This window comes from Rhodobacteraceae bacterium Araon29 (genome assembly GCA_039640505.1).
In the GTDB taxonomy this organism is placed as follows: Bacteria; Pseudomonadota; Alphaproteobacteria; order Rhodobacterales; family Rhodobacteraceae; genus CABZJG01.
Genome location: CP046865.1, coordinates 2,706,968 through 2,732,113 on the forward strand (window position 1 = coordinate 2,706,968; position 25,146 = coordinate 2,732,113).

Sequence of the window (25,146 nt, forward strand, 5' to 3'; positions counted from 1 at the left end):
CGCCCCTCTGCTTTGGGTTAACTTATCATAAGGCTAATCAATCCGCACCCCTTGTCGCTGCAGCTCTGCCTGCAGCGCACCAATATTAATATCGCGCAATGCGCAGCCACTTCGCACCGACAGCGCCGCCGCAATGCCAGCGCCTTGGCCAGCAACAGCGCAACAGGCCATATTTCTGGTCGCAGCGTGTGCCACCCGATCCCCACCGATCGCGCGGCCCGCAACCAATAGATTTTCAACATCCTGGGGGATCATCGCTCGATAGGGAATTTGCATATACCGGCCTGTGGTGGGCAAAATCAAAATGCCGTAACCATCAATAAACTCGGGGTAAATTCCAACGCTATCGTCAAACCGGCCTTGCTGGCGCACGTCTTGTTCCGTCATATTATACAGCGCATCAATTTTGCGACTGTCACGGATGCCGATACTCATGCCGAAATTACGCAGCCGTACGCCTTCGCATCCGGCTGTATAGTGGCGCAGTGCTTCAATCGCCAGCATCGCCTGCCGCCGGCCTTCGATTTCAAACTGGGTCAGGCTGTCGGCATCAGTACCGTCGCATCCAGCCAAATGAATAAGGTTCATATAGGTCATCTCGCCGCTGTCGTGCACCGCGCCCCAGGTGCCGCCAATAGTATTGAGATCAGCGGGGATCAACCCGTCGCGAATGGCCTGCTCAAAAGGTTTGCCCAGAAACGGCGAAAACATATCATCTTCTTTACCGTCAGTTTCAACCTGCCATTCGCCGCTGGACCAGTCTTTGTAGGTCTGCGGGTCGGCGGCAACGCCCTGCATGAATTTCTCTTTGTCTACACCTGCAAGGTGGAACATCACACTGGCGGCCTGAGTTTCCTCGATAGGAGTTTTGATGGTTGGCGCACCCGCGCGGTGGGCAATGTCAGCGTCCCCGGTGGCATCAATCACCCGTTTTGCCAGAATTGCCTCGCGGCCAGATTTGGATTCGACAATAATACCGCGCACCTCAGTGCCTTCCATAATCGGGGCAACAAACTGGCGGTGCAGCATCGGCACCACGCCTGCTTCGCCAACCAGTTTATCTGCAACCAGCTTAAATCCTTCACTGTCCAGCTCATAGCTTAGGGACTGACTTTCCGGCACTGCGGCCCCCATGGCCTTGGCCCGCTCTTCAAATTCGCGGCCGATGCCGTTGGCTTCAACGGTTTGTTCGTGCCGGTACCAAGCAAAGCCTTCTACCCCCACAACCGTAATATTACCGCCGAAACAGCCAAAACGCTCAACTAAGACCACTTTTGCACCGCAGCGCGCCGCGGCCAAAGCCGCAGCCAACCCACCTGGACCCGACCCCACGACGACAACATCGGTTTCCAGAGCCACTGGCGTTTTTCGGGCGGGTTCTAAAATCTCAGCAACCATTGCCTAAATCCTGTTCGATTGTTGTTTTTCTAAGCTGGCCAATGGCTTCATAGCGGCCCCACTCTGGCACAGTTGGCAAAAAAACTGCATACTCTCATCCTGCATCTTTTTTCCCATTGGCCCGCTGGGTCGATTATGTAGCACCGTCACAAAGGTAGAAAAGAAAGTGCTGCCTGCAACCTTTTTCATTAATTGACCCATTGTCAACGTTTTACCGCTCAACGCCTAACCGCGGCATAGCCGGTTTTAAAAACGTGGCGTTACCCACGCTAACCCAAGAGGATCGAGACTGGGCAGAGCATGATTTTTATGGCATAGCCTGAAGCCATAAAGATTTTCCAGAAACTATTTTTAAACGCACAGCACGAGGCTAGGATGCACCCAACCATTAAAACCATGCTTGATGTTGTTGCCAAGGGCGACGAAGACGCAATCAAAGACTTGCTGGCCGAAGATGTGAAATTTAAGCCCCCGACCTATTACAAAACATGGACTGGGCGTGATCCTGTCGCAGCAGTTTTGGGCCATGTGGGACATGTATTTTCAGATTTCAAATATCGCCGGATTATGGGCGAAGGGGTCAATTGGGCCTGTGAATTTCAATGTAAAATTGGCACGCTTGATGCGGTCGGCGTGGATTTGATCACCTTGGACAATACTGGATTGATCGCGTGTTTTGAGGTGGTCATGCGGCCCTATAAGTCGGTTGGTGCCCTGCGGGAGGCAATGAATCAGCGCGTAATGCGCGACGCACGCTTTTTGAGCTACAAAGACGCACTATCCTAACTTTTAGCCCTATGTAGGACCCTCGCCGCAGCCTTAGGCAATGCGACCACAGCCGAACAATCCAGTTCTGGGAATCCATTCGACTTTTCAAGACCAACAGGACTTGTTATAGATTACATAATTATAAATAGGTTATTTATGTCCAAAAAGAACTTCAATATTGTCCTCGTGGCGCAGGCCGGCCGTCTGCAATATGAAGCTGTGCTTTTCGTAGCCTCGCTAAGGGCCAATAGCCCAAAGTTTAAAGGAAAGGTATTTGTGGCCGAGCCGCAACCGGGCCCATGCTGGGAGCGTAACCCAAAGATCAACTCAGACGACTGCCGCAAAGCGTTATTGGATATGGGCGCCGAAATTTACCCCTTTGAAAACAGTCATTTTGGCCAAAGCTACCCCTATGGAAACAAAATTGAATGCCTTGCTGCGCTTCCCGAGGATGACCCTTTTGTTTTTTTTGACAGTGATACTTTAATCACTGGCGAAATCACAGATGTGCCGTTTGACTTTAGCCAACCTTCTGCCTCTTCGCACTGTGAAGGGACTTGGCCAGAAATTGAGCTTTATGGCCCCGGCTATACTGCTATTTGGAAATCGCTCTACGACATGTTTGATTTAGATTTTGAAAGCTCGCTTGATCAATCGCAACCCGATGAATACTGGCGCCGGTACTTGTATTTTAACGCTGGGTATTTCTACTACAAAAGCCCGCATCAATTTGGGAAACGGTTTACCGATTATGCAGTAAAAATTCGCGATGACGGGCCTGATAATATTCAATGCCAAAGCCTGGATCCATGGCTGGATCAAGTCGCTTTGCCGCTCGTGGTACATAGTTTTGGGGGAAAGAGGAATGCGCTACCGAAAGGCAGCCTTGACGGGGCAGTCAGCTGCCATTACCGGACCCTGCCTTTGCTCTACGCGCGCGAAAGCGATGCCGTGGTCACTGCGCTAGAGCAGGTAGCCGCGCCAAATAAAATTAAAAAAGTGCTTAAACAGTATGAGCCCTTTAAGCGGCTTATCTATCATAACCGCGGAGATCGTGTGCGTGCCTTGTTCGATCAAGATAACCTGCCGCGCAAAGAGCGTGCAATTCGCAATAAGATAAAATCTGCAGGCTATTGGATGCGATAATTAAGCCACCGCAGGTTTGAGTATTTTTTCAAAGAAAAAAAGGACCAGTAACAATTAACACTGCAGAACATAGTTCTGCATTTCGCCTTGATTGGCGGATAATTATTCTTAATGATATGGGATTTACATCCTAAACAGGATAATTGTGTTGTTCTCACCTTGGCAGAGCTTTATCGTATTCGAAATTTTAGAACAGGAGCAACTTGAATGTCTCAAGGACCAACATACGGCTTTGACACGCTGCAAATTCATGCCGGCGCGCGTCCAGATCCCGCAACCGGCGCCCGTCAAACACCGATTTATCAATCTACGGCTTTTGTATTTCGCGATGCAGATCACGCAGCGGCGCTGTTTAATCTGCAAGAAGTTGGCTATATTTATTCACGCTTGACCAACCCAACTGTGGCTGTTCTGCAAGAGCGTATCGCCACATTAGAAGGCGGCGCTGGCGCGGTCTGTTGCTCTTCGGGGCATGCTGCGCAGATCATGGCGCTTTTCCCACTTATGGAACCTGGACGTAACTTGGTTGTTTCAACCCGGCTTTACGGCGGAACAGTCACCCAGTTTAGCCAGACAATTCGACGCTTTGGTTGGTCAGCGCGTTTTGTGGATTTTGATGATGTTGAAGCCGTTGCTGCCGCCATTGACGATGATACGCGAGCGGTTTTTTGTGAATCTATCGCCAATCCGGGCGGATATATCACCGATCTTGACGCTATTGCAGCAGTGTCCGACAAAGCCGGTTTGCCGTTGATCGTCGATAATACATCAGCCACGCCCTATCTGTGTCGGCCGATTGAGCACGGGGCAACTTTGGTGGTGCATTCGACCACCAAATACCTGACAGGCAACGGCACTGTGACCGGGGGCTGCATTGTTGACAGTGGTAAATTCGACTGGTCAGCCAGCGATAAATTCCCATCGCTCTCGGCCCCAGAGCCGGCCTATCATGGACTTAAATTCCATGAAACCTTTGGGCCTTTGGCCTTTACCTTCCATGGGATTGCCGTGGGTCTGCGCGATTTGGGGATGACGATGAACCCGCAGGCGGCACATTATACATTGATGGGCATTGAAACCCTTTCGCTCCGCATGGACCGGCATGTGGAAAACGCCAAAAAGATCGCCGCTTGGCTAGAGGGCCATGACGCGGTTGACGCGGTGACCTATGCCGGTTTGCCAAGCTCGCCCTATTTTGATCGCGGCGCAAAAATTTGCCCCAAAGGCGCGGGCGGTTTGTTCACCGTTGGGCTAAAAGGCGGCTATAAGGCCTGTGTTAAATTTGTCGACAGCCTTGAGATTTTCAGCCATGTGGCGAATTTAGGCGATGCCCGTTCTTTGGTCATTCACTCTGCTTCAACCACGCACCGCCAATTGAGCACCGAGCAACAAGAGGCCGCCGGCGCGGGGCCGAATGTTGTGCGGATATCAATAGGTATCGAAGACGCTGATGATCTGATCAGCGATCTTGATCAGGCGCTGAAGCAGGCGGCTACTAAGTAGAAATGTTTGGCTATGCCGATCCGTAGATACAAAATTCGGATCGGCATAATAGCTTACTCAGCCCTAAAATGGGCTGATGTATTTCGGTTCGGTCGAGCCTCTTAGAAGCAAAAATCCGCTAGCTGTGGGGTTTTACTTTGAAAGCGGACCATCCTGCTGTAAACTCTGCCGCAAAGGCGTAAAACCAACGCTGAGAGTGATATAGCCAACCTGACCGGATGAAACCAAATTTTGCCCTTTCCCTGTCTTTTGACAGTATATCGCTGCTGCAGCGGGCCGAAACAGGCTGGTCTGTACTCGGCAATGTCAACTTTCAAAAAGATGACCTTACCCCCAAAATGGGCAGGTTGCGAAAGCAGGCGCTCGGCTTGGATCCAAGCGCGGCGCAAGTGAAGCTCGTAATCCCAAACGAGCAAATAAAATATATGACTTTGGCTCGCCCAAAAAATGCTTTGATCGATGATATAGAAGCTTTGATCAATGCCCATTTGAAAAATGCGACACCCTATCAATTATCCGAGTTACGGTTTGACTGGGCCACCACGCAGGACAGTATTTTTGTAGCAGCCGTGGCGATTGAAACCCTTCAGGAGGCTGAAGCCTTTGCTCAGAGCTGTGAATTTAAGCCATTGGGTAATGTTGCCATCCCCCCCAAGGACAGTTTTATAGGCGAAGCCTTTTTTGGCAGTGCTGAAGGCGACCGCCGCCGCATGGAGTGCGATGAGCAAGCCATTGTCATCCTACCTAATCCAGAGTTAATTGCCGCCCCTTTACCTCGGCAACCGGTGCAAAGCTCTGTCGCACAAAGCTCAGTGGAGATACAAACTGACAAAACAACCGATGCACCTCAGCCCCCAGAGGAATTGGTTTTTCGAAGTCAACGCGATAGCGCGCTTGACGAGCAAACGCCCATCTCTGCAACAGAAAAACAAAAACACACCTTGATAGCCCCGCAGGTCACTCTTGATCCTAGATATGCTGCAAGCTTGATAGTTTCCGCGCCGCTTGATATTGGCAGAACCGCTGTAGAGTGGGCGTCCCATGGGATTAAATCGACGCTACAGCAATCCGGTAGCGGCCTACACGCATTGCGAAAGGCGTTTATCAATTCTGTCCAATCGATTGATTTTAGCGGTCTTCAAAGAGCAAGACAGCAATTTAAACAAGAGCTGGTAAGAAATGCCAACGGCGCAAAAAAATATCGCGCCGAGTTACATAAACAGCAAAGACAATTGCGCCGGCAAGCGCAGAGCTTTGTTACCAAAAGCCATGCAGATATCAAAGCATGGTGGCTTGAGGCACAAAATAACCTTAAGCTTTCAGAAGACTTAAAACGAACCATTAAGCCGTTTTGGCCAGTTCTCCTTTTGGCCCCTGTGATTTTAGTGGCAGTCGCGATCGCGGCCTATTCCCTTTATAAACCCCAATTCTCTTACGGCACGGAAGACTGGGCTGACTTAGACGCCGCACCAGACATCCTGGTAAAAATTGAGGCTTCGACATTAGGTGCACGGCAACTTTCACTGGGACAATCCGCTTTTCCCGGTCAGGTCACACCAAATACTGCCCCCAAAATCGCAAATCTTAGCCCAGTTTTCCTTCCAGGTTCGGCCAAAGTGATGAACCGGCCTTCCAAACCAAAAACTGTGATTACCGATGACAGTTTCAATCTTGATCTAAAAGCTCTAGATGAGCTTCCGCGTATCGATTACGCTCTCGGGGTTGAACGGCTGGATCAACCGATATCAGGCGCCGCTCAAACGGCCCCAACGCTTTCTTGGCAAACTCTGGCCTTATTTGATAGCAATCGAGAATTGGTCCCGCTTGAAAGACCAGACAGAAAACCAAACGAACCAACTCGGCCTGACACTCTGCGCGGCCTCTACAAACCAATGCCAGAATGGCCAACTGCCCCAATGCCGCCAACGGGGACAAACTGGGATTTCATCGGAGCTATTTACAGCGCGGCGCGAGATCCTGCGGTAACTGTAAAAGATATCACAGCTTTACCCGATAGCGCCAACCTGCGCCCCGACAGTAACTTTTTGCTCCCCTTCTTGGGGCTGTCATCTCATAATCCCAAAATGGGCCATGATACAGCAAGCATCCTTCGCAGCATACCAGTGGCGCCAGTCCCGCCCGCAGATATGGGCTGGGACTATTTGGGCGATCTTTACATTGCCTCGATTGATCCACCCGTTGAGGTCTATGATGCAATCGCATTGCCTGATAGCGCCGGACTACTGCCTGACCCCAACTTTATCCGTCCACTGGCATTGTCATTTGCAACAGCAGCGCTTGGTGCAGATGATCTGCAGGTAGTTGAGGAACTTCCAAACAAGACCATTGCAGAGAATATAACGGATAATTTGCGCCCAACAGCAAATACTGAAAGTGATGCCGCCGTTCTTCCACAAGAGATTGCCGCGTTGGACACCTCTAAACTTAAACCAGAAACTCAAACGCCCTTTGACAGGTCGCTCCGCACCCCTCTGTCAACAGAAGTTGATCTATTAGAGGACGGATCAAGCCCTCCGGATGCACAAGCCAATACAACATCAGATGACGGACAGGTTTCTCTTCTTGAGCCAAAACCCCAAAACTCTCCTCTCATACCTGATCGGCCCAATATGGTGCCAGAGCCAAGCGCAGAGAATGTGCCATTGTTGACAGTGACGGGCATCCCGCTGGTCACGGTTCGCCCCCCACAGCGGCCCAGTAGCCTGAAGACTCCAGATCAAAAAGCACAAGAGGCGTTGGCTGCCTTGGCCCTCTTGCGACCCAAAGTTAGACCCGCAGAGGCCGTTGCGGCCATCAAGCCGCTGCCATTCGAACAGCCACTCTCGGCTTCACTACGCCCCAAAAGTCGGCCACTTGATTTGGAAACCACGCAAGGCATCAATTTTTTATCCCGCCTCTTGAGCACCATAAGCGAGGGCGACGAAGCCGAGGTTGGCTCAGGCGCAGGCACAGAGCCTAGCAATGCTTTGGTGCGCAAACAGGCCACTCTGAAAAGGGTGCTTGATCTTCGTCAGGTAAACCTGATCGGGGTTTTTGGCACCAAAAGCACACGGCGGGCTTTGATCCGGTTGAAAAGTGGCCGCCGCGTGATGGTTGAAGTGGGCGATCGGTTGGATGGTGGACGCGTGGCCGCAATCGCAAAAAATGAGCTGCGTTATATCAAAAGCGGCGAGAACATAACCCTTTCACTACCGCGCGGTTGATCAACGCGCCACCAGTTCTCAATTGGTAGTCTGTTCGCTTTCAATCGCCTCAGAAAAACCTTAAAATTACCTTCGCCAAACTCATCCTTGCCTTTGTATTTCTTACGGCAGGTCACAATCTGACCTGTCTCGGCCCAATCTTCATGAAGCGGAATTCAAATATAGACATAGGGCGAGGTATGGATACGGCTGACCTGATTGATATATTTGCCCTCAATATAAAAAAAAATTCATAAAGTTGAGACGTTTTTTACAAAGGGATAATGGGTCAATTGATTGACATGGCACAAGCTTGCATCGGTTCGGTTTAGAGTGGCAATCCGCCGAGGGTCTTCGCGAAAGAGAGAGTTATGGCGACACTAATCCACAAAGTAGACAAGTGATCCAAACAATGCCATGAATGGCTACCAAACGGTCTTTTACCATTGTTATCAAAGGGTTTTGCACCGCATTTTCAGTACAAGCAAAGCTACGCTTGGCATTGGCCACGCATTAGAAAAAATTACCCGTCGGCAACCCCAGCTTCTGCAAAAGTGGCCATGCCTGAGTGACAAGCCACAGCAGCTTGCAACATACTGATTGCCAGCGCCGCGCCAGAGCCTTCGCCCAGCCGCATATCCATAGACAGAAGTGGTTTTTTATCAATCTGATCGAGGATCGCTTTATGCGCCGCCTCTGCACTAACATGGCCTGCCACTGCGTGATCCAAAGCTCCGGGCACCGCATGGGCCAATGAAGCGGCAGCCGCAGTGCAAATGAACCCGTCAAGTATGACTGGAATCCGAAGCATCCGCGCGTGGGCAATTGCCCCAACCATGGCCGCCAGTTCACGCCCACCAAGGCACCGCAACGCTTCAAGCCCATTGCCAGCGGCCTGAGGATTAGCGTTAAGACCTGCCTCAATGACCTTTGCTTTGCGTGATAGGCCGGCGTCATCAACGCCAGTTCCGCGGCCTGCCCAGTCTGCGCCAGAGCCGCCGTAAAGTGCCAGCGCAATCGCCGCTGCCGATGTGGTGTTGCCAATACCCATCTCGCCTGTGACCAGTAAATCGCTTGTCTTATCAACAGCGGCCCAGCCGGTTTTTAGCGCCTCAACGCATTCATCTTCGCTCATCGCCGGGCCTTGGGTGAAATCAGCGGTTGGCCTGTCCAATTGCAGCGCATGCACATCAAGTCGCGCCCCGAAGCAAGAGGATAACTGATTGATCGCCGCGCCACCTGATTGAAAATTCAGCACCATTTGTTCGGTGACTTCGGCCGGAAAGGCAGAAATGCCCTGCGCTGTCACCCCGTGGTTGCCAGCAAAAATTACCACTTGCGGCGCAGTGAGTTGCGGCTTGGGGGTTCCGCGCCAGCCAGCATACCAAATCGCCAGATCTTCCAGACGGCCCAATGCGCCGGGGGGTTTGGTCAACTGTCCATTGCGGTCACGGGCTGCTTCTAGAGCTTGGCTATCAATTTCAGGGGCTTGCTGAAGAACTGAGAAAAATTCTGCGAGGGACGAAAATGATGCAGTCATTGCTTTTGCCTTGTTGTTGGCTTCAATCTAACGCTATGTACAACACTCAGAAACCTTAACAAGTGAAATCAAGGCATCTTTAGGACTGAAGGCGACATGGCCCAACTTTGGCGTAAAACTTGGTGGCTTGATCTCATGGTGGTGCTCAGCCTGCTGACCCGCATACCGATCAAAGTGCCAGAAAACGCCTATGATCGCCAAGCCGAAGCCGTGTGGGCCTATGGGCTCATCGGGATGCTATGGGCCGCTATTGTTTGGCTTGGATGCATGGTGGGATTTTTGCTTGGACTGCCACCCATGGTGGCGGCGCTCATTGGTCTGGCTTTAGGGGTCATTTTAACTGGCGCCATGCATGAAGATGGGCTCGCAGATAGCGCCGACGGGCTTTGGGGTGGACACGATCCAGCCCGCCGCCTTGAGATTATGAAAGACAGCGCAATTGGCAGCTACGGTGTTCTAGCACTGGTAATAAGTTTTGCCTTGCGCTGGGGGCTTTTGGTGGGCCTGTTAGAGGCGGAATTTGCCATGGGCGGGTTGATGATCGCAGCGGTTATTGGCCGCGCCCTGATGGCAGTGGTGATGGCCAACCTACCCCATGCACGCCATGATGGGCTGTCACACAGCGTCGGGCGGCCCGATTTTCAGCCCGCCTATGCGGGCCTTGCCTTAGCGGTAGTCATTGGTTTGGTTTTCGGCGGGTTTTCCGGATTGCTGGCCTGCGCAGTTGCCGCACTAACGGCTTGGGCCTGCGCACGTATCGCGCTTGCAAAAATAGGTGGTCAAACCGGCGATATTCTGGGCGCGACTGGCCAGTTGACAGAGCTTGTTGCCCTGATGGTTTTACTGGCCTGCGCTTAATCTTTTACAGTGGTCGCTTGGGCCAAACTTAGGCTGCGCGCGATACCAGCACATCATCAACTTTTTTAACCGCTGCAGCTTCGTCCCCGTCTTCGACAGCCGCGACCTCGCGGGTCAAACGTTCAAGCGCCGCCTCATAAAGCTGGCGCTCAGAGTAGCTTTGCTCACGCTGATCATCGTTGCGGTGCAGGTCGCGCACCACTTCGGCGATGGCAATCAAGTCGCCAGAGTTAATCTTTTGCTCATATTCCTGGGCCCGGCGCGACCACATGGCACGCTTTACCTTGGCCTTGCCTTTCAGGGTCGTCATGGCTTTGAGGATCACATCAGGCGAGCTGAGAGGGCGCATGCCAATTTCAGTTGCCTTATGGGTTGGCACCCGCAATGTCATTTTGTCCTTTTCAAAAGAAATCACAAAAAGTTCGAGCGAAATTCCAGCAATTTCTTGTTCTTCAATGGAAATAATTTTTCCCACCCCATGCGCTGGGTACACCACGTACTCGTCTGGAGAGAACTCGGATTTCTTAGACTTCGACATTTACTTTCCCCTTTTACGTCGCTTTAACACGACGAAACACCGACAGAGGCTTTGCTTTCCTCTGCTGGATGTTAAAACAGCTGACCAAAAAGTTATGCGGCGTAAATTTTGACTGCCCGCCAAATTGGTTATTTTCATTTGTGACAATAATATAACATAAAATTTAACTGATTCCTAGCGGACACAAACCAACGATAATCCCCAGGCTAACCGCCTTCGCCTGCGGCCTCTGAAAAATATTTTTCAAGCTTGCCAGTTTCACCGTCGCGCTCTTCCGCCTCAGGCAGCGGATCTTTTTTGGTAATAATCACTGGCCACATTTCCGAGTACTTGCGATTAAATTCCACCCATTTTTCCATATCCGGTTCCGTATCCGGGCGAATGGCATCGGCCGGGCATTCAGGTTCGCAAACACCGCAATCAATGCATTCATCTGGATGGATCACCAACATGTTTTCACCTTCATAAAAACAATCGACCGGACAGACTTCTACGCAGTCGGTATATTTGCAGGCAATACAACTATCATTCACGATATAGGTCATTGGGGGTTATCCAGATTTCAGGCAATTCTGAACTTAGCTAATCTACAGACCCGCGTCATTCAAGCATCTGATCGCGCATAAGTCCGATCCTGCGACGATTCTGCTTGGTTGGGCGACCTTTTCCCTCGAATCGGGGCGCTTGAGGATCGATTTTTTGCACAGGCGTGTGATCATGGTACAATGTTTGCGCCTCAACCGCGGGTCCGCGGCGCTCACCAAGACCAAGCACCTCAACCTCTCGCTCGATCCGACCTTGGGCAAAGCGCAAGCGATCCCCGATACGAACAGTTGTTGCTGATTTGGATGTTTTTTTGCCGTTTACCCGCACGTGGCCAGCAGAAACAACTTTGCTCGCCAAGCTGCGGGTTTTGAAAAACCGTGCATGCCAGAGCCACTTGTCGACCCGCAATTTCTGCTCAGGGGCCAGCAAGCTTACTCCTTGGTCTTAAGCCCCATGAGGGCGGCGGCAAATGGATTGTCCGGATCAATGGCTTGTTTCTTTTCTGGCCGGGCCTGAAACTTTTTGGGCCCAGTGGAATCAGGGCGTTGTTTTGGTTTGGGCTTACGCTTTTTGGGCTTTTTACCCGCGGTGGCTTTAGAATTATCCGTTTCACGATGCGCAGTGCGCCCCGCCGGCCGACGGCCCCATTTGAAGGTGAAAAACACTTCTTTTTCAGGTGCGGCTGCGTCATCTTCGGCTGCCCCAGCTTGATCTGTTTCTGCGATCACCTCAATGGCGGCGTTTTGCAATGACGCTTGCTCTGCGTCCACGTCCACGGCCGGCACTGGGTCTAAAAGCTCTTGTGAAGCTGCAGTAGGCGGCTCATCGGCTTCTGTTTGAGTTGCCTCAACCTCTTCAGTTTTGTTTTCAGGTAGACCGCCAAGTTCCGGGCTTTCATCCGGTTTTGCCTCTTGGCCTTGCTGTTCATCTTGCTCAGATTGCGTTACCTGATCGTTGTCCACAACAGCTTTAATTTTCTCACGCTCGCCTCGATCAGCAGAATAGCCCAACCCTTGCATCAAATCAGCAAATTGTTCGAGAGTCATTCCGGTAATGGACAACATATCCGCCTTGGCTTCAAACCCGTTGCGGCTGTCTTCGACCCGCAGCAAATCGGCCAAACGTTCCAACATATCAATCCGAATGGCCCGAGCACCAGCGATACGGTAGCCCGACATGGTGTCATAGCCTTTGGGCGCTTTCTCATCCGTTGGAACCGTCACCAAACCAGGGGGCGGCGATTCTGGGAACACATCAAGCTTTTGGTCAAGCGACCACAACAGCAAACGCAAACGCGTCGGAGCAGGTTTCAGCAAGAGCGGCATAAAGATGGTGAATTGACCAAAGCGAATGCCATGTTTGCGCAGGCTTGCGCGCGCGTCCTGATCCAGAGCCTTGACGTCATCCGCAACCAAAGCTCTCGGCAGAAGACCAAAGCCTTCCACCAGACGAAAGGCAAAACCGCGCGCCAAACCGTTCAAAGTCTCATCCCGTTGAAGGTTCAATAGCGGATCAAACAGGCCGGCAATCTTGCGGTCAATAAAATGCTGCAAGCGGCGCTCAACTTTTTCCAAAACCTCCGGACCAGCAGCTTCATCGACAAAAGCGCTGATTTTTGGCTTTAAGGGATCATCACCAGCCATAAGTTTACCAACGGCCTGTTCACCCCACATCAGGCCACCTTGATCGGTAAAATCCATCTCGGTGTCGGGCGCATTGTAAAAGCGATCTGTTTTAAGATGAAAATGTGGCACTAGAGCCTGCAGCGAAGCGGTTTGAATTGCTTTTGCCTCTTGTCCGCTGGCATCTTTGTCGCGCCGGAACCTAAATCCTTCGAGCCGACCGACGAATTCCCCTTCGACGGTCACCTCACCATTATCATTCACTTCGGCCAAAAGGGCCTCCTTTTGCTTGAGCCGGCGCAACAAAACCGATGTCCGCCGATCCACAAATCTTTGCGTCAAACGCTCATGCAGAGCATCTGATAATCTGTCTTCTACAGCGCGCGTCGCTCCACGCCAATGATTTTCGTCATTCACCCAACCGGAACGCTGCGCAACATAGGTCCATGTACGAATAAATGCCAACCTATTTGATAATGTGTCAATATCGCCGTCGGTCTTATCTATCCGGTTGATTTGCCGTGCAAACCAATCATCTGGGACAGTTCCTTTTTCTTGCAGGTAAGTAAATATACTGGCCAGAAGGCTGGTATGATCTGCATGGCCAAGGCCGCGAAAATCCGGCACCCTGCACACATCCCATAGCAACTGCACCGAGTTTGCATCCCGAATAGCATCGCGCAGATCAGGCATCTGGGTCAGTGTTTTCAATGCCATCAGGTCATCTGCTTCTCTGGCTTTGAACAAATGCGGGCTATCTGCGGGCTGTTCAAGTGAAGAAATTAAACGCTCTGGGCTGCCAAATTGCAGCGCTGAATTGCGCCATTGAAGCCGCTTTAAAGGGGCAAACCGATGCTCCATAATGGCGTCTGCCACCATCTCGTCCAATGCGGGCGCCTCACCGGTTACCCCAAAGCTGCCATCTGCCATGCCGCGTCCCGCCCGACCTGCGATCTGGGCCAATTCATTGGGGGCCAAAGCGCGCATTCGGCGGCCGTCAAATTTACTCAGGGCAGAAAAGGCAACATGATGCACATCTAGGTTTAGTCCCATGCCAATTGCATCGGTCGCCACCAGATAATCCACTTCTCCGTTTTGATAAAGTTCCACCTGCGCATTGCGGGTGCGTGGGCTCAGCGCCCCCATGACAACCGCTGCCCCGCCCTTTTGCCGGCGAATCAGTTCCGCAATGGCATAGACGCCCTCAACGGAAAACCCCACAATGGCGCTGCGCGGCGGCATTCGGCTTATTTTTTTCGATCCCGAATAGCTAAGAGTGCTTAGGCGCTTACGGTGCAAAAATTCTGCCTCGGGAACCAACGCTGAAATCGGACCCCGCATCGTATCTGACCCTAAAAACAGCGTTTCTTTTGCCCCGCGCATATGCAGCAGGCGGTCGGTAAACACATGACCACGCTCCGGATCGGCGCAAAGCTGAATTTCATCAATCGCGACAAAATCTGCCCCCATTCCCTGCGGCATGGCCTCGACCGTGCAGACCCAATATTGCGCTCGCGCCGGCACCAACCGTTCTTCGCCCGTCACCAAGGCAACCACTGACGGGCCGCGCAGAGCAACAATCTTATCATATACTTCACGCGCTAAAAGCCTGAGCGGAAGCCCGATGACGCCGCTGCGATAGCCCAGCATTCTTTCTATTGCGTAATGGGTCTTGCCCGTATTCGTTGGCCCCAAGACCGCCACTATCCGCGCCTGTTGCGCCATGTTTGACCCCAACCTACAAGGTGCTTTGCCTGCGCCAGCTTTGGCGCTCCACTGCGAAATAATCTCTATGCCGTGACGACAGAGATGTATAGTCAAAGCTTGCTTGCGAGCATCCCAGAAAACATCAATCTGGCCTATTTCCTTGTTTGTCCGCGTAGGATTACCTTGCGGCACGAGTAATTGACGCCTCTAGAAAAAGGGATAAAATAACTCAAACCGGATAGAGAAGTTTGAAATTGAGTTTTTGATCACCAATTCTTATGGATAAGCACAAACCCAAGGGGATTTTACCCCAAACATAATCAGGAGACTAAAACCATGAGTAATGTGATTGCGGAAGCTGTTGCCGCTTTGAATACAAAGCTTGACGGCACAACATTTGATGGATCAGCCAAATTTTCCATCACTGGAGAAGGCTCAATTATTATCGACACCAACGGGATACGCGCAGGAGATGATGAAACCGACGTGACGCTTAGTGCGGATGCAGAAACCTTTCGTGATATTCTATCTGGCGATTTGGATTCAACATCAGCCTTTATGAGCGGGCGCCTGTTGGTTGATGGCGATATGGGAACGGCCATGCGCCTTGGAACTATACTCGGTTAATGACAGCAACTGCTGCGCCATTGTTCAATGACGTTGCTGATGGACCACCTGAGGCATACGGATATTGGCTGACCACAGAAGACAATCTGCGCATCAGGGTGGGGCACTGGCCCGCGAAGGCAGGGCGCGGAACCATTTTTTTGTGCCCTGGCCGCACGGAATATATTGAAAAATATGGCAAGGCAGCCCGCAAATTGGTACAAAATGGCTATGGCGTTCTTGCCATTGACTGGCGTGGCCAAGGCCTGTCTGAGAGGTTGCACAAAGACACGCTGCTTGGTCATGTGAGCGAATTTGCTGAATATCAAGTTGACCTTGAAACAGTGATGCGCTGGGCCGCACAGGGCAATGCTCCAAAACCTTGGTATATTCTTGGTCATTCCATGGGGGCTGCATTGGTCTGCGGGCCCTGTACAAAAACAATCGCTTTCTTGCAGCGGCCTTTACCGGTCCAATGTGGGGCATTAATGTTGTTACTCTCAACCAAACTGCGGCGCGGTTGATGGCTAAAACTGGTACTTTAATGGGTCTTGGAACAGCCTATACTCCAAGTACAAAAGCGGAAAGCTATTGCGCAACAGCAGATTTCAAAGGCAACACCCTTACCAACGACCGAGATATGTGGGAGTATATGCGCCTGCATATGAGCAAGCACCCTGAATTGCAGCTCGGCGGGCCCAGCCTGCGGTGGTTCCACCGCGCGTTGCACGAAACCTGGCAGCTTTCGCATATTCCCAGCCCCCCACAGCCCTGCCTTTGCTTTCTTGGCAGCGACGAACAGGTTGTAGATGTGCAGCGGATCAAGGACCGCATGGCAGCTTGGACCAATGGTTCATTGATTATAATAACTCCGGGCGAGCATGAAGTTTTGATGGAAGCGCCACAGGTGCACAATGCCATTTTGGATCAAATCAGTGCACATTTTGATGCCCACAGAAATCAGAATAGCACATCCTAGCATGATGGGTAATGCGCTTCTAAAACCAACTAATCTCCCTTTCGCAGCTTCGCCAATCCATGGGTACGTCCGCTCTACAATCTCGGATAGCCAACTCCTTTTTCTTTGCAAAAATACTCAAATATGATCAGTCAAAGCACTCTTTTCGTGACTTGTAAAACTGTCTGCCGCGCCATATCTGAAAGCCAAGCAACTGAAGGTTAGAATATGTTCCAACTCAATTTTTCCGCCGCCGACACCATAACCGACCCATCCAACACGGATTTGGGCGTTTTGCCTGAGTGGGATCTCAGCGATCTTTACACAGGCCCCGACGCCCCAGCGCTGAAAAGCGATCTGGCCTGGCTGGAAAAGGAATGCCAAAGTTTTGCCGCAGAGTACGAAGGCAAGCTTGCCGCGCTCAGCGCCAATGCACTGCTGACCTGCGTGCAGCGGCAGGAAAAAATTAACGCGGTTAGCGGCCGTATCATGTCCTATGCGGGCCTGCGCTACTATCAGCTCACCACGGACGGCGAGCGCACCAAATTCATGAGTGATCTTCAGGAAAAAATCACCGATTTCAGCACCCCTTTGGTTTTCTTCACCCTTGAGCTGAACCGGCTTGAAGATAAACACTTGGACAGCTTACTTGAACAAAACACGGATTTGGCACGGTATCGCCGTGTGTTTGATCGGATCCGCGCTATGAAACCCTATCAGCTCAGCGATGAGCTGGAAAAGTTTTTACATGATCTTGGCGCTGTGGGCGATGCATGGGAAAAGCTTTTTGATGAAACCACTGCCGGGCTAGAGTTCACCATAGATGGCACAAGCTACAATATAGAAGGCGCGCTGAATTTTCTCACCGACCATGAGCGCTCAAAACGCGAAGCTGCAGCACGTGAATTGGCGTCGGTGTTTCAAGCCAATTTGAAAGTCTACAGCCGATTGCATAATACGTTGGCCAAAGAAAAAGACATTATTGACCGTTGGCGTGCTATGCCAAGTCCGCAAACCGGGCGGCACCTGTCCAATGATGTGGAACCCGAAGTGGTCGAGGCGCTGCGCAATGCGGTTGTGGCAGCCTATCCAAAACTCAGCCACCGCTATTATGAGCTCAAGCGCAAATGGCTGGGGCTGGATAAGTTACAGGTTTGGGATCGCAACGCGCCGCTGCCGATGGAAAGCAACCGTATTGTCGGCTGGGAAGAAGCCCGCACCACGGTGATGGACGCCTACACCGGCTTTGATCCGCGTATGGCCGATCTGGCCGAGCCGTTTTTCACCCAAGGCTGGATTGATGCGCCGGTAAAACCCGGCAAAGCGCCGGGCGCCTTTGCCCATCCCACCGTCACTGATGTGCATCCCTATGTGATGCTGAATTATCTTGGCAAACCGCGTGATGTCATGACGCTCGCCCATGAGCTTGGTCATGGGGTGCACCAAAGACTGGCGGCAGGCCAGGGCGAAATGCTGTCCTCAACCCCGCTCACCTTGGCCGAAACCGCCAGTGTGTTTGGCGAAATGCTGACCTTTCGCAAGCTTTTGGACAATGCCAAAGACCAAAACGAACGCAAAGTTCTGCTCGCTGGAAAAGTTGAAGATATGATCAACACCGTAGTGCGCCAGATTGCGTTTTACGATTTTGAATGCAAATTGCACGACGCGCGCAAATTGGGCGAGCTAACCCCGGAGGATATCAATGCCCTATGGATGAGCGTGCAGGGGGAAAGCCTTGGGCCGGTATTTGAATTCATGCCCGGCTATGAAACTTTTTGGGCCTATATTCCGCATTTCGTGCATTCACCGTTTTATGTCTACGCCTATGCCTTTGGCGATGGCTTGGTCAATGCGCTCTATGCGGTCTATCAAGACAGCCCGGAAGGGTTTCAGGACAAGTATTTTGAAATGCTCAAAGCCGGCGGCTCGCAGCATCACAAAGACCTGCTTGCTCCCTTCGGGCTAGATGCCGGTGATCCAAAATTCTGGGATAAGGGGCTTTCGATGATCTCAGCGATGATTGATGAGTTGGAAGCAATGGAAGACAGCGGCAGCTAAGTAGATTTAGTCACTGCCTATATCTGTTTTTCTGGCATCTGCACCACAAGCCCATCGAGGGCGTCGGTGACTTTAATCTGGCAGGTCAGGCGTGAGCGCGCCAGATCTGGCTCATAGGCGAAATCCAGCATGTCCTCTTCCATATCATCCATTGACGGCAATTTCTCAGCCCAGTCTGGGTGTACATAGACATGGCAGGTTGAGCAGGCGCAGGCGCCGCCACAGTCGGCCTCAATCCCGGGGATATTGTTATCGCGCGCACCTTCCATAACCGTCAATCCATTTGACACGTCGACCTGATGTTCGGTGCCATTGTGCTCAATATAGGTAATTTTTGCCATTGCTGTGAATCTCGTTCAAAACTGTTTTTAACTTTATTATCTTCTGTATTTAGGATACGCCAGCTTTTTCGCGACCCACAAAATATCTCCTTGCGACAAAATTATTTTGTTCTATTTTTGTTCTTATGCGTAAGATTTCTTATTCCCATTGGCCAAAACCACCGTCAGCCTGCTGCGCCAACCAACTGTGCCAGATACCAGCCCATGAACAGGTGTGTGTTGCTGGGTTGGTTATTCTGCGCCAACGGCCGGGTACCGCCAAAGGGGTCATTTTTATCACGCTCGAGGATGAAACTGAAACCGTTAACATTGTGGTTTGGCGTAAGATTTTTGAACGCTATCGGCGGGCCGTGATATCTGCTCGGCTGATGCGCGTGACCGGCCGATTACAGCGGGCGGATGGTGTCACACATGTGATTGCAGAAAAGATCGAAGATATATCACCCCTGCTTGATCACTTGGTGACACCAGTTGAAAAAACGATAGGCAAAAGCGCAACTTAAACATAACCTTGGTATATTGATTTAAGGATTATAAAATGCACCGCCTTGTTGCCCCACTTTTATTAACGCTTAGCCCTATCTTATTTTCAGCTTGCGCGCTAAGCACCCAAACCCTTGGGATAAATGTCAATGAGCCAGAGCCGGAGCAAGAAGCCTGTCGGGCCAAAATTTCCCAACCTGCAATCTATGAAACAGTGACGGAAAAAAAGCTCATTGCGCCCGCAAAATTTAGCCCATCAGGCCGTCAGATCGCGCCGCCCACCTATCAACACCAAACCATTCACCGTATTATACGCGAGCGATCTATCGAGTGGTTTGATACGCCCTGCGAAGATGAAATGAACGCAGACCTGATCGTCAGTTTGCAACGGGCCTTGAAGGCTCGTGGTTATTTTAACGGAAAACTGACAGCAATAATGGATCACGACACCAAAGGCGCGCTGCGCCGTTATCAGGCAGAAAATGGATTGGACAGTGCTATTTTATCCCGCCAAACTGCATATGAGCTTGGCCTTTTTCCAGTGCCCAGAGACATGCTCGAGAAGAGCTGAAAGCCCACCAAAATAGCGGGCTTTCATAAAGTATTATTGAATTTACTCGAGGTTTAGTACCACAAAGCGCGGTTGCCCTTCGCGCCGCGCCAGCACCAAAATTGACTGGCGTCCTGCCTCTTTGGTACTGGCCAATTGTTCGGCAAACTCTTCAACGCTTGTCACACTTTTTTGCCCTGCATCAGTGATAATATCCCCAACCCTCAGACCTTTTTGATAGGCGTCAGAGGATTCATCAATACTGTTCACAAAAAGCCCCACAGCGCTTTCATCAAGACTCTTTTCTTCGCGCAGTTTCGGATCGATATTCACCAGCCCAATGCCGAGGAATGTGCTTATCACCTCAGGCTCTTCTGGGGGCTGATTTCCAAGACCACCACTGCGCGCCAACTCATCCAGAGAGGGGCGCTGACCAATGGTCACTTGAAGAGTTTTACGTTTACCATCGCGCAGCACCACAACATTTACGGCTTTGCCCACCGGCGCTTCGCCAACCTCGCGGACCAGTTCGCCCGAATCTGCGACCTTGACACCATCAAACATCACAATCACATCTGTGGCCTGCAACCCGCCCTCATCCGCCGGTCCATCCTTGGCCACTTCTTGCACGATTGCGCCGCTTGGATCGTCAAGTCCCAAGGCCTCAGCGATGTCTTCAGTCACATTTCCAATGGTAACACCTAACCAACCGCGCCGCACTTCGCCAAACTCGCGCAACTGCTCCACCACTGGGGCAACCACATTTGAAGACATAGAAAATCCGATCCCGATAGAGCCACCGTTGGGGGATAAAATCGCTGTATTCACTCCAATAACTTCGCCGTCCATATTGAAAAGCGGGCCGCCCGAGTTGCCACGATTTATCGCCGCATCGGTTTGTATGTAGTCATCGTAATAGCCGGAAAGTTCACGGTTGCGGGCTGAGATAATCCCTGCAGAAACAGAAAAACCCTGCCCTAACGGATTGCCGATTGCCATGACCCAATCACCCACACGGGCAAAATCACTATCGCCAAAGCTTACATAGCCTAGCGCCACATCGGTGTCGACTTTGAGCAGCGCGATGTCGATATTCTTATCTACTCCGATAATTTTTGCAGCCCGCTCGATGCCGTCGGAAAACTCAACCATAATTTCATCAGCGCCTTCGATCACATGATGATTGGTGACCATAAAGCCATCTTCAGAGATGATGAAACCAGAGCCCAGTGCAGAAGCTCTGCGGGGCGGGGCGCCTTTGGGATTGCGCTCTTGAAAATCGCGAAACAAATCTTCAAACGGGCTGCCTTCGGGCACAATGCCGCGCGGTGTAATGTTTGTCTCAATCTTAGTGGTGGTGGTAATATTTACCACAGCCGGGCTTGTAACTTCAACCAAATCAGCAAAGCTTTCCGGAGCGCCACGGGCAAACCCGGGCAATTGTTGCACAAGTAAAAATAGTAATATCAAGGCCCCGAAAGACACGCTTCGGATCAAAATTAAAGCCCTTAAATTACTATCTTGGGCGTGCACTCTCGATGTCTGAGGCGTCATAAACATGTTCACAGCTCCTGTCATTGCAAATGGCACAAATGGCCAGACGGTTGTTTCATTCATATAGGTTCACGATCTATATCCGGCAATAGCTATAAACGACCCCCAAGAATTTGTGATCGCGCGTGAGATTAAAGTGCGATTAGAAGAGCGCCCTTACAGCCCATAATAGCATTGCACCTGCCAAAGCTGTGCTTAAACCGAATATCCGGCGCGCCTGATAAGGCATTGATTTCAGTTGTTCTAACAACTGATCGATGACATGAGGGGCCAGTCCGTAAACCAGCCCCTCGATAAGTAGAACAAGGCCTAAACCCCAAAGCAGAGCTTCGATCATTTACCGCCCATATCGGACTTCAGATAGTTGAAAAACTCTGAATCCGGCGACATGACCATACTTGTGTTTTGACCGCGCAGGGAAGTGCGATAAGCTGATAGCGAGCGGTAGAATTCAAAGAACTCAGGATCAGCCCCATAGGCTTCGGCAAAGATATTGTTGCGTTCGGCATCGGCCTGACCACGCGTAATTTCTGCTTCGCGCTTGGCTTCAGAAACAATCTCAACCTGTGTTCTGTCCGCTGTTGCCCGTACCCTCTGCGCCGCCTCATTACCACGCGCAATCTCATCCGCCGCTTCGCGTTCACGTTCAGCGCGCATCCGCGCAAACGTTGCATCTAAGTTTGCGTTTGGGAGGTCTGTCCGCTTCAAGCGCACATCGACAACCTCAAGCCCGACCGCACGGGCTTTTTCGATCGCCCCATTGCGGATACGCAGCATCAAAGCCGCCCGATCCGAACTTAGAATATCGTTTGAGCTCACCTTACCAAGCACTGCGCGAAGTTCATCTTTCAAAATACCATCTAAAAGGAGTTCGCCCACTTGAATACCACCTGTACCCACAGCTTCGCGAAATTTAACAATATCGGAAATCCGATAGCGGGCAAAGGCATCGACCACCAAACGTCTTTCATCCGAAGGAGTAACCTCAAGCGGGTCAACATCACGGCTAAGGATTCGATCATCGTAAAAAACAACTTCCTGAATAAACGGAATTTTAAATGCCAACCCGGGGTCTTCTTTGGTCCAAACCACTCGGCCAAATTGAAGCACAAGCGCTTTGTTACGTTCGTCTACAATAAATATTGCTGACATGAGACCGATGATCAAGATCACCAGAGCGGGAATGAGAAAACCTATTCTACGCATCACTTATTCTCCTGCCTAAGTTGGTTCAGTGGCAGATAAGGCACCACGCCCTGACCGCTTGCTTGTTGATCGATGATGACTTTGTCTACGCTTCCTAAAACCGCTTCCATGGTTTCAATATAAAGCCGCTTACGAGTCACTTCCGGAGCTTTTATATATTCTGCCAGAACAGCCGAGAAGCGGCTGGCTTCACCTGTTGCACCATTGATCACACTCGCTCGGTAACCTTCAGCCTCTTCCAATAACTGAGCAGATTCGCCGCGCGCCTGCGCAAGCACCCGGTTGGCATAGGCGTCGGCCTGTTTTTCAAGCCGGTCACGTTCTTGTTCGGCGGCTTGCACAGCACGCACGGAATCGATGACCTGTTCTGGCGGATCTACCCGATCCAAGTTGACCCGCTCCAAATTGACACCACTATTATAGCTGTCGAGCGTTTGTTGGATCAAGATTTCGAGGTCGTCTGCTACAGTTTCACGATCAGTGTTTAAAATCGGTGCCAAATCCGACTGAGCAATAATCTGGCGCATCGACGATTCAGCTACTGCGCGCACGGTCATTTGTGGATCGCGAAGGTTAAACAGATATTTCGCCGGGTCATTGATATTCCAGACCACTTCAAAATCAATATCAACGATGTTTTCGTCGCGGGTTAGCATAAGACCTGCTTCACTGCGGCGTCCACCAACCCCGATGGCCTCGGTTTGTTGTCGGGTAACCGGGACCACCACGTAGCTATAAAGCGGCCAAGGCGCAAAATTTAGACCAGAGTCATTCGTTGACGTATATTTGCCGAAGAAAAACTCCACTGATTGTTCGCCTTGCTGGACGCGGTATAAACTGCTCCAAGTCCAAAATAACGCGAACAGCGCCACGAATGCGATTATGACGGTACGGCCCATATTGGGGCCATCGCCCTGATCACCATCGCCGCCGCGGCCGCCGCCACCTTTGCCGCCCATCAGAACCCGAAGCTGATCTTGGCCTTTTTTCAGCATATCATCGATTTCAGGTGGCATTTGCAGGCCGTCGTTTGCTGGCCGCCGTCCTCCGCCTTCATTTTTTTTAGGGCCGCGATCATCGCCACCCTGTCCACCGCCGCCCCACGGGCCGCCTGAGTTTCCAGCCATAAAATTTGTCCCTTTTTATCCGTCTCTTCGGTCTACTTTGTGCTCCCCTTTTAACTGGGCAGCAAAATTCATTTTTCAAGCGCTGGCGCGCATTACTCGCATTGTTACCAATTCTTCGGCCATTGTCGGGTGCACGGCCATCGTACGGTCAAAGTCGGCTTTGCTCGCCCCCATCTTGACCGCGATCCCCACAAGTTGGATCATCTCGCCCGCTGCAGGCCCGACGATATGGCACCCTAGCACACGCTCACCCTGTTGCGATACAACCAGTTTCATTAACATTTTTTCGCTCTTACCGGCGAATCCAGAATGCATTGGCTTAAAGCTACTGGCATAGACATCAATTGGCTCTTGGGCCCGCGCCGCTTCTTCGGAAAGCCCGACAGTGCCCATTTCAGGCTGGGTAAATATTGCCGTGGGAATGAGGTCATGGTCTGGTGCAGTGGGGTTTTCCTTAAACACAGTCTCGACAAAGGCCATGGCTTCGCGGATTGCAACCGGGGTTAGGTTGGCGCGATTTGTCACATCTCCGATTGCATAGACTGACGGCACCGAGGTTTGGGAAAACTTATCGACGAGTATTTCGCCCGCAGCACCTGTTTTGACGCCAATATCGGTTAGACCGAGCCCCGCGGTGTTCGGCGCGCGGCCGGTTGCATACATCACTTGATCAAAGCTGGCCAAATTGCCCTGTCTATCAGTGACAACCAAACCCGAGCCACTCTTTTCAATTTTTGCCACATCAGCACCGCAGCGCAGATCAATGCCACGCTCGATCATTGATGACGCGATTAAATCGCGTGCTTCGCGGTCAAATCCGCGCAAAATTTGCTCACCACGATAGTATTGCGTGGTGGCGACCCCCATCCCATTCATAATGCCGGCAAATTCGCATGCGATATAACCTCCGCCGACAATCAGGATCGACTTAGGTAATTGTTCAAGTCCGAACATTTCATTGGACGTGATACTGTGCTCGATGCCAGGCACATCGGGCCGCACTGGCCAACCGCCGGTTGCCACCAAAATATGGCGGGCGGTTTTGGTTTCGCCGGTGCTTAATTCAACCGTGTTTGGACCCGACAGCCGCGCTTTGGCATCAAAGCTGGTGACCCCTGAATTTGCCAGAAGCCCGCGATAAACATTTTCAAGCCGATCAAGTTCCCCGTTCAAGCGGCCCCTGAAGGCAGGCCAGTTAAACGCCGCGGCCTCTACATCCCAGCCATAGCTATGCGCTTCGTTAAACACGCCGGAATACTCACTGGCATACACCATTAACTTTTTTGGCACACAGCCGCGAATAACGCAGGTTCCGCCATAACGATCTTCTTCCGCCAATCCGACGGAAATGCCGGGCTCTGCGGCCGCAACCCGTGCAGCACGGACACCGCCAGAGCCGCCTCCAATGACAAAGAGATCAAAATCAAACGTCAT

23 protein-coding genes are annotated in these 25,146 nt (G+C 51.5%); 11 read left to right on the forward strand and 12 right to left on the reverse strand.

What is annotated here, in order from left to right; all coding sequences use genetic code 11:
- Window positions 1-33: 33 nt before the first annotated feature.
- Window positions 34-1,398: an FAD-dependent oxidoreductase gene (locus tag GN278_12990; protein ID XAT61589.1), complete on the reverse strand. Its 1,365-nt coding sequence runs from the start codon at window positions 1,396-1,398 to the stop codon at window positions 34-36.
- Window positions 1,399-1,773: 375 nt separating this feature from the next.
- Between GN278_12990 and GN278_12995 the strand changes: the two genes are divergently transcribed.
- The 4 genes from GN278_12995 to GN278_13010 all read left to right on the forward strand — a co-directional run bounded on the left by GN278_12995 (window position 1,774) and on the right by GN278_13010 (window position 8,039).
- Window positions 1,774-2,184, forward strand: a complete 411-nt coding sequence (locus GN278_12995; protein XAT61590.1) for a nuclear transport factor 2 family protein — start codon at window positions 1,774-1,776, stop codon at window positions 2,182-2,184.
- Window positions 2,185-2,322: 138 nt separating this feature from the next.
- A complete protein-coding gene (locus GN278_13000) occupies window positions 2,323-3,312 on the forward strand; it encodes a hypothetical protein (GenBank protein XAT61591.1) in 990 nt (329 codons plus the stop codon).
- Between the two features lie 207 nt (window positions 3,313-3,519).
- A complete protein-coding gene (locus GN278_13005; protein XAT61592.1) occupies window positions 3,520-4,815 on the forward strand; it encodes an aminotransferase class I/II-fold pyridoxal phosphate-dependent enzyme in 1,296 nt (431 codons plus the stop codon).
- 218 nt (window positions 4,816-5,033) lie between these two features.
- Window positions 5,034-8,039 (forward strand): hypothetical protein, encoded by a 3,006-nt coding sequence (locus tag GN278_13010; GenBank protein ID XAT61593.1) that lies wholly within the window; start codon window positions 5,034-5,036, stop codon window positions 8,037-8,039.
- A gap of 502 nt (window positions 8,040-8,541) precedes the next feature.
- On the opposite strand, the gene cobT is transcribed toward GN278_13010, so the two are convergent.
- Window positions 8,542-9,558 (reverse strand): nicotinate-nucleotide--dimethylbenzimidazole phosphoribosyltransferase, encoded by a 1,017-nt coding sequence (cobT, locus tag GN278_13015; protein XAT61594.1) that lies wholly within the window; start codon window positions 9,556-9,558, stop codon window positions 8,542-8,544.
- A 96-nt stretch (window positions 9,559-9,654) separates the two neighbouring features.
- On the opposite strand from cobT, the gene cobS reads away from it, so the two are divergent.
- Window positions 9,655-10,416 carry an adenosylcobinamide-GDP ribazoletransferase gene (gene cobS, locus GN278_13020; protein ID XAT61595.1) on the forward strand — a complete coding sequence of 254 codons (762 nt, stop codon included), beginning with the start codon at window positions 9,655-9,657 and terminating at the stop codon, window positions 10,414-10,416.
- 28 nt (window positions 10,417-10,444) lie between these two features.
- Here the strand turns inward: cobS and GN278_13025 are convergent, their stop codons facing one another.
- The 4 genes from GN278_13025 to GN278_13040 all read right to left on the reverse strand — a co-directional run bounded on the left by GN278_13025 (window position 10,445) and on the right by GN278_13040 (window position 14,847).
- Complete coding sequence (locus GN278_13025; GenBank protein XAT61596.1) at window positions 10,445-10,954, reverse strand: CarD family transcriptional regulator; 510 nt, start codon at window positions 10,952-10,954, stop codon at window positions 10,445-10,447.
- A 206-nt stretch (window positions 10,955-11,160) separates the two neighbouring features.
- On the reverse strand, window positions 11,161-11,499 hold the full coding sequence (locus GN278_13030) for a DUF3470 domain-containing protein (GenBank protein XAT61597.1): 339 nt from the start codon (window positions 11,497-11,499) through the stop codon (window positions 11,161-11,163).
- Window positions 11,500-11,554: 55 nt separating this feature from the next.
- Window positions 11,555-11,926, reverse strand: a complete 372-nt coding sequence (locus GN278_13035) for an RNA-binding S4 domain-containing protein (GenBank protein XAT62662.1) — start codon at window positions 11,924-11,926, stop codon at window positions 11,555-11,557.
- 5 nt (window positions 11,927-11,931) lie between these two features.
- The gene (locus GN278_13040) at window positions 11,932-14,847 is read right to left on the reverse strand and encodes a disulfide oxidoreductase (GenBank protein XAT61598.1); all 2,916 of its coding nucleotides are present in this window, start codon (window positions 14,845-14,847) and stop codon (window positions 11,932-11,934) included.
- Window positions 14,848-15,165: 318 nt separating this feature from the next.
- Here GN278_13040 and GN278_13045 point away from each other — a divergent pair, with 318 nt between their 5' ends.
- The 4 genes from GN278_13045 to GN278_13060 all read left to right on the forward strand — a co-directional run bounded on the left by GN278_13045 (window position 15,166) and on the right by GN278_13060 (window position 18,451).
- Window positions 15,166-15,456, forward strand: a complete 291-nt coding sequence (locus tag GN278_13045) for a sterol carrier family protein (GenBank protein XAT61599.1) — start codon at window positions 15,166-15,168, stop codon at window positions 15,454-15,456.
- Complete coding sequence (locus GN278_13050; protein XAT61600.1) at window positions 15,456-15,959, forward strand: alpha/beta fold hydrolase; 504 nt, start codon at window positions 15,456-15,458, stop codon at window positions 15,957-15,959. The genes GN278_13045 and GN278_13050 overlap by 1 nt, the downstream gene beginning before the upstream one ends.
- Window positions 15,959-16,414, forward strand: coding sequence for a hypothetical protein (locus tag GN278_13055; protein ID XAT61601.1), 456 nt, complete (start codon window positions 15,959-15,961; stop codon window positions 16,412-16,414). The genes GN278_13050 and GN278_13055 overlap by 1 nt, the downstream gene beginning before the upstream one ends.
- A gap of 207 nt (window positions 16,415-16,621) precedes the next feature.
- A complete protein-coding gene (locus GN278_13060) occupies window positions 16,622-18,451 on the forward strand; it encodes a M3 family oligoendopeptidase (GenBank protein ID XAT61602.1) in 1,830 nt (609 codons plus the stop codon).
- A gap of 17 nt (window positions 18,452-18,468) precedes the next feature.
- Here the strand turns inward: GN278_13060 and GN278_13065 are convergent, their stop codons facing one another.
- Window positions 18,469-18,792 (reverse strand): 2Fe-2S iron-sulfur cluster binding domain-containing protein, encoded by a 324-nt coding sequence (locus GN278_13065; protein XAT61603.1) that lies wholly within the window; start codon window positions 18,790-18,792, stop codon window positions 18,469-18,471.
- A gap of 125 nt (window positions 18,793-18,917) precedes the next feature.
- Here GN278_13065 and GN278_13070 point away from each other — a divergent pair, with 125 nt between their 5' ends.
- Together GN278_13070 and GN278_13075 are read left to right on the forward strand one after the other, a co-directional pair.
- Complete coding sequence (locus GN278_13070; GenBank protein ID XAT61604.1) at window positions 18,918-19,295, forward strand: hypothetical protein; 378 nt, start codon at window positions 18,918-18,920, stop codon at window positions 19,293-19,295.
- Between the two features lie 35 nt (window positions 19,296-19,330).
- On the forward strand, window positions 19,331-19,846 hold the full coding sequence (locus GN278_13075; protein ID XAT61605.1) for a peptidoglycan-binding protein: 516 nt from the start codon (window positions 19,331-19,333) through the stop codon (window positions 19,844-19,846).
- Window positions 19,847-19,888: 42 nt separating this feature from the next.
- Here the strand turns inward: GN278_13075 and GN278_13080 are convergent, their stop codons facing one another.
- The 5 genes from GN278_13080 to gor form a co-directional block, all read right to left on the reverse strand.
- Window positions 19,889-21,379, reverse strand: coding sequence for a Do family serine endopeptidase (locus GN278_13080; protein ID XAT62663.1), 1,491 nt, complete (start codon window positions 21,377-21,379; stop codon window positions 19,889-19,891).
- A 142-nt stretch (window positions 21,380-21,521) separates the two neighbouring features.
- Window positions 21,522-21,716 (reverse strand): DUF2065 family protein, encoded by a 195-nt coding sequence (locus GN278_13085; protein ID XAT61606.1) that lies wholly within the window; start codon window positions 21,714-21,716, stop codon window positions 21,522-21,524.
- Window positions 21,713-22,585 (reverse strand): protease modulator HflC, encoded by an 873-nt coding sequence (locus GN278_13090; GenBank protein XAT61607.1) that lies wholly within the window; start codon window positions 22,583-22,585, stop codon window positions 21,713-21,715. The genes GN278_13085 and GN278_13090 overlap by 4 nt, the downstream gene beginning before the upstream one ends.
- Complete coding sequence (gene hflK, locus GN278_13095; GenBank protein XAT61608.1) at window positions 22,585-23,712, reverse strand: FtsH protease activity modulator HflK; 1,128 nt, start codon at window positions 23,710-23,712, stop codon at window positions 22,585-22,587. The genes GN278_13090 and hflK overlap by 1 nt, the downstream gene beginning before the upstream one ends.
- A 75-nt stretch (window positions 23,713-23,787) precedes the next feature.
- Window positions 23,788-25,146, reverse strand: coding sequence for a glutathione-disulfide reductase (gene gor, locus GN278_13100; GenBank protein XAT61609.1), 1,359 nt, complete (start codon window positions 25,144-25,146; stop codon window positions 23,788-23,790).

Bases quoted from the DNA above. Each gene is read 5' to 3' on its own strand.
- GN278_13055 (XAT61601.1), top strand. From the start codon at position 15,959: ATGGCTAAAACTGGTACTTTAATGGGTCTTGGAACAGCCTATACTCCA.
- cobS (XAT61595.1), top strand. From the start codon at position 9,655: ATGGCCCAACTTTGGCGTAAAACTTGGTGGCTTGATCTCATGGTGGTG.
- GN278_13040 (XAT61598.1), bottom strand. From the start codon at position 14,847: ATGGCGCAACAGGCGCGGATAGTGGCGGTCTTGGGGCCAACGAATACG.
- GN278_12995 (XAT61590.1), top strand. From the start codon at position 1,774: ATGCACCCAACCATTAAAACCATGCTTGATGTTGTTGCCAAGGGCGAC.
- GN278_12990 (XAT61589.1), bottom strand. From the start codon at position 1,398: ATGGTTGCTGAGATTTTAGAACCCGCCCGAAAAACGCCAGTGGCTCTG.
- GN278_13030 (XAT61597.1), bottom strand. From the start codon at position 11,499: ATGACCTATATCGTGAATGATAGTTGTATTGCCTGCAAATATACCGAC.
- GN278_13070 (XAT61604.1), top strand. From the start codon at position 18,918: ATGCGTAAGATTTCTTATTCCCATTGGCCAAAACCACCGTCAGCCTGC.
- GN278_13045 (XAT61599.1), top strand. From the start codon at position 15,166: ATGAGTAATGTGATTGCGGAAGCTGTTGCCGCTTTGAATACAAAGCTT.
- gor (XAT61609.1), bottom strand. From the start codon at position 25,146: ATGACGTTTGATTTTGATCTCTTTGTCATTGGAGGCGGCTCTGGCGGT.
- GN278_13000 (XAT61591.1), top strand. From the start codon at position 2,323: ATGTCCAAAAAGAACTTCAATATTGTCCTCGTGGCGCAGGCCGGCCGT.
- cobT (XAT61594.1), bottom strand. From the start codon at position 9,558: ATGACTGCATCATTTTCGTCCCTCGCAGAATTTTTCTCAGTTCTTCAG.
- GN278_13010 (XAT61593.1), top strand. From the start codon at position 5,034: ATGAAACCAAATTTTGCCCTTTCCCTGTCTTTTGACAGTATATCGCTG.
- GN278_13065 (XAT61603.1), bottom strand. From the start codon at position 18,792: ATGGCAAAAATTACCTATATTGAGCACAATGGCACCGAACATCAGGTC.
- GN278_13005 (XAT61592.1), top strand. From the start codon at position 3,520: ATGTCTCAAGGACCAACATACGGCTTTGACACGCTGCAAATTCATGCC.
- GN278_13075 (XAT61605.1), top strand. From the start codon at position 19,331: ATGCACCGCCTTGTTGCCCCACTTTTATTAACGCTTAGCCCTATCTTA.
- GN278_13090 (XAT61607.1), bottom strand. From the start codon at position 22,585: ATGCGTAGAATAGGTTTTCTCATTCCCGCTCTGGTGATCTTGATCATC.
- GN278_13060 (XAT61602.1), top strand. From the start codon at position 16,622: ATGTTCCAACTCAATTTTTCCGCCGCCGACACCATAACCGACCCATCC.
- GN278_13085 (XAT61606.1), bottom strand. From the start codon at position 21,716: ATGATCGAAGCTCTGCTTTGGGGTTTAGGCCTTGTTCTACTTATCGAG.
- GN278_13050 (XAT61600.1), top strand. From the start codon at position 15,456: ATGACAGCAACTGCTGCGCCATTGTTCAATGACGTTGCTGATGGACCA.
- GN278_13080 (XAT62663.1), bottom strand. From the start codon at position 21,379: ATGACGCCTCAGACATCGAGAGTGCACGCCCAAGATAGTAATTTAAGG.
- hflK (XAT61608.1), bottom strand. From the start codon at position 23,712: ATGGCTGGAAACTCAGGCGGCCCGTGGGGCGGCGGTGGACAGGGTGGC.
- GN278_13025 (XAT61596.1), bottom strand. From the start codon at position 10,954: ATGTCGAAGTCTAAGAAATCCGAGTTCTCTCCAGACGAGTACGTGGTG.